4 protein-coding genes are annotated in these 3,524 nt (G+C 66.1%); all 4 read right to left on the reverse strand.

Going from position 1 to position 3,524, the window contains the following annotated elements:
* On the reverse strand, window positions 1-417 hold a 417-nt coding region (locus VFL64_RS10105), incomplete at its 3' end, for an acyl-CoA dehydrogenase N-terminal domain-containing protein (protein ID WP_489540248.1).
* Between the two features lie 17 nt (window positions 418-434).
* Complete coding sequence (locus VFL64_RS10110; protein ID WP_489540249.1) at window positions 435-1,610, reverse strand: acetyl-CoA C-acyltransferase; 1,176 nt, start codon at window positions 1,608-1,610, stop codon at window positions 435-437.
* A gap of 27 nt (window positions 1,611-1,637) precedes the next feature.
* Window positions 1,638-2,216, reverse strand: coding sequence for an HD domain-containing protein (locus VFL64_RS10115; protein ID WP_489540250.1), 579 nt, complete (start codon window positions 2,214-2,216; stop codon window positions 1,638-1,640).
* Window positions 2,217-2,246: 30 nt separating this feature from the next.
* Window positions 2,247-3,524 (reverse strand): 3-hydroxyacyl-CoA dehydrogenase (locus tag VFL64_RS10120; protein WP_489540251.1); only part of this gene is annotated, 1,278 nt, incomplete at its 5' end.

The raw sequence follows: 3,524 nt of genomic DNA on the forward strand, positions 1-3,524 counted from the left end.
CGGCGTGCCGTGCGCCATCAGCAGGTTGGCGTTGCCGGCGGTCAGCATGCCGCCACCACCCAGGCCAATGCTGGCCTTGGAGAAGAAGGTGTTGGCCGCCATCTCCACCGTGCAGGGCAGCTGCATGCCACCGATCTCGTAATCCTGCGCTGCTGCCAGCATGCCGGAATCGACATATGCCTTGGCCGCGTCGTGCGAGGCCTGCGGCAGGATCACCTTCTCACCGTCAAAGTGCGGTTCCTGCGTGTCGGACAGGCGGTTGAACGGCACGAACTTGTCGCGCGCGATGCGCTCGCAGGTGTCGAGCACCGAGGCGTAGGTCTCGCGCGAGTGGTCGGCAAAGCGTGGCCGCTCGCTGAGCTGGTCGACGTTGAGCCAGTCGTGGAGCAGGAAGTCGAGGGTGGCGCGGTAGCTCATGGTGGTTCGGTCGCGCCTCAGAGCACCTCGAACACGCCGGCCGCACCCATGCCGCCGCCGATGCACATGGTCACCACCACGCGCTTGGCACCGCGGCGCTTGCCTTCGATGAGCGCATGGCCGGTCAGGCGCTGGCCGCTCACGCCGTAGGGGTGGCCGACCGCAATGGCGCCGCCGTTGACGTTGAGCCTGTCCATCGGGATGCCCAGCGTGTCGGCGCAGTACAGCACCTGGACGGCGAAGGCTTCGTTGAGTTCCCAGAGGTCGATGTCGCTGACCTTCAGGCCCAGCTTCTTCAGCACCTTGGGCACGGCGAACACCGGGCCGATGCCCATCTCGTCGGGCTCGCAGCCGGCGACCGAGAAGCCGAGGAAGCGGCCCAGCGGCTTGTAGCCCCGCTGCTCGGCCAGCTTCTCGTTCATCAGCACGCAGGCACCGGCGCCGTCGCTGAACTGGCTGGCGTTGCCGGCCGAAACCACGCCGCCGGGGATGGCGGGCTTGATGCCGGCGATGCCTTCCTTGGTGGTACCGGCGCGCAAGCCTTCGTCGGCACTGATGGTCACTTCCTTCGTGCGCAGGCCCAGCACCGGGTCAGCCACGCCGGCGATGGTGGTCACCGAGATCATCTCGTCCTTGAACTTGCCCGCCTCTTGCGCGGCGCAGGCGCGCTGCTGGCTCTGCGCGCCGTATTCGTCCATGCGGTCGCGGCCGATCTTGTAGCGCTTGGCCACGTTCTCGGCTGTCTGCAGCATGTTCCAGTAGATCTCGGGCTTGTGCTCGCGCAGCCAGGGGTCGACGAGCATGTGCTTGTTGGCCTCGTTCTGCACGCAAGAGATGCTCTCCACGCCGCCGGCCACGTAGACGTCGCCCTCGCCCGCGATGATGCGTTGGGCAGCCGTCGCGATGGTCTGCAGGCCGCTGGAGCAGAAGCGGTTGATGGTCATGCCGCTGGTGGTGACGGGCAGGCCGGCGCGCAGCGCGATCTGGCGCGCGATGTTGCTGCCGGTGGCGCCTTCGGGCGTGGCACAGCCCATGATCACGTCATCGACCTCGGCGGCGGCGATGCCGGCGCGCTCGACGGCCGCCTTGACGGCCAGGCCGCCTAGCGTGGCGCCGTGGGTCATGTTGAAGGCACCCTTCCAGCTCTTGGCAAGCGGCGTGCGGGCGGTGGAAACGATCACGGCTGAGGTCATGGGGTACTCCGTCTTTCTCGATGGACGTCAGGCGGCCTTCTGGGCCGGCATGTAGATGCTGTTCTTGGGCTTGGCGAACACGGCGCGCAGCGCAGGCTCGAACTCGCTGATCGGCAGCGTCTCGGCCTTGGGGTCGAAGGCCGGGTTGTCGTAGAGCGCGCAGAACTCGGCCGTGCGCTCGTAGTGCGGGTGGCCGTTGAACTGGTCGCGCAGGTTGCGGTCCAGCCCCAGGTGATGGAAGAAGTAGTAGCCCTGGAAGATGCCGTGGTTCTGCACCATCCAGAGGTTGGCTTCGCTCACGAAGGGCTTGAGGATGGCCGCCGCGATGTCGAAGTGGTTGGCCGGGCCAAGGGTGTCGCCGATGTCGTGCAGCAGCGCGCACACCACGTACTCGTCGTCGCGGCCGTCCTTCAGGGCGCGCGTGGCGGTCTGCAGCGAATGCGTGTAGCGGTCGACCGGGAAGCCGCCGTAGTCGCCTTCGAGCAGCTTGAGGTGAGCGATGAGCCGGTCGGGCAGCGCGCGCTGGAAGGGACCGGATTCTTCGCGGATGGTGGCCCAGTCTTCCGCGGTGCTGGCTTCCATGCGGGTGAAGGTGGCTCGCTTCATCGTGTGTCTCCGTGTTCTTGCGGACGGCGTTCAGCTGAAGGTCTTGCCTTCGGCGGCCAGCCGGGCCAGCAGCGGCGCCGGCTCCCAGAAGCTGGCGTCGTCGAGCGGGTTCTTCTGGAAGCGCTTCATCGCCGCGACGACGTTGAAGAGACCTTGCGTGTCGGCATAGCACATGGGGCCGCCGCGGTAGGCCGGGAAGCCGTAGCCGGTGAGGTAAACCATGTCGATGTCGGAGGCGCGCGAAGCGATGCCCTCCTCCACGATCTTGGCGCCCTCGTTCACCAGCGCGTAGACGAGGCGCTGCACGATCTCCTCGTCGCTGATCTTGCGCGGCGTGATGCCCTTGCGCGCACGTTCTTTCTCGATCATCTCGACCACGGCCTGGGACGGGATCGCGTCGCGCTTGCCCGGCACGTAGTCGTACCAACCGGCGTTGGTCTTCTGGCCGAAGCGGCCCATCTCGCACAGCAGGTCGGCGGTCTTGCTGTAGTTGAGACCGGGCTGCTCGACGGCGCGGCGCTTGCGGATGTACCAGCCGATGTCGTTGCCAGCCAGGTCGCCCATGCGGAACGGGCCCATGGCGAAACCGAAGCGCTCGATCGCCTTGTCGACCTGCTCCGGTGTGGCGCCCTCTTCCAGCAGGAAGCCGCCCTGGCGCGAGTACTGCTCGATCATGCGGTTGCCGATGAAACCGTCACACACGCCCGAGACCACGCAGGTCTTCTTGATCTTCTTGCCGAGCGCCATCACGGTGGCCAGCACGTCCTTGGCGGTCTTCTCGCCGCGCACCACTTCCAGCAGCTTCATCACGTTGGCCGGGCTGAAGAAGTGCATGCCGATCACGTCTTGCGGGCGCTTGGTGAACGAGGCAATCTTGTTCACGTCGAGCGTCGAGGTGTTGCTCGCGAGGATGGCGCCGGGCTTCATCACCTCGTCGAGCTGCTTGAACACCTGCTCCTTGACGCCGATGTCTTCGAACACGGCTTCGATCACAAGGTCGGCGTCCTTCAGGTCGCCGTAGCTGAGCGTTGTGCTGAGCAGCGCCATGCGCGCATCGAGCTTGTCCTGCTTGAGCTTGCCCTTCTTGACCTGGGCTTCGTAGTTCTTGCGGATGATGCCCAGGCCCTTGTCGAGCGCCTCTTGCTTCATCTCGAGCATGACCACCGGGATGCCGGCGTTAAGGAAGTTCATCCCGATGCCGCCGCCCATGGTGCCGGCGCCGATGATGGCCACCTTCTTGATCTCGCGCAGCGGTGTGTCGGCCGGCACGTCGGGGATCTTGCTCGCGGCGCGCTCGGCCACGAACAA

Source organism: Rhizobacter sp. (assembly GCF_035702065.1).
Lineage (GTDB): Bacteria > Pseudomonadota > Gammaproteobacteria > Burkholderiales > Burkholderiaceae_C > Rhizobacter.

What these genes read in the sequence shown, in the direction of transcription:
- VFL64_RS10110 (WP_489540249.1), bottom strand. Translation starts at nt 1,610, where the DNA reads ATGACCTCAGCCGTGATCGTTTCCACCGCCCGCACGCCGCTTGCCAAG.
- VFL64_RS10115 (WP_489540250.1), bottom strand. Translation starts at nt 2,216, where the DNA reads ATGAAGCGAGCCACCTTCACCCGCATGGAAGCCAGCACCGCGGAAGAC.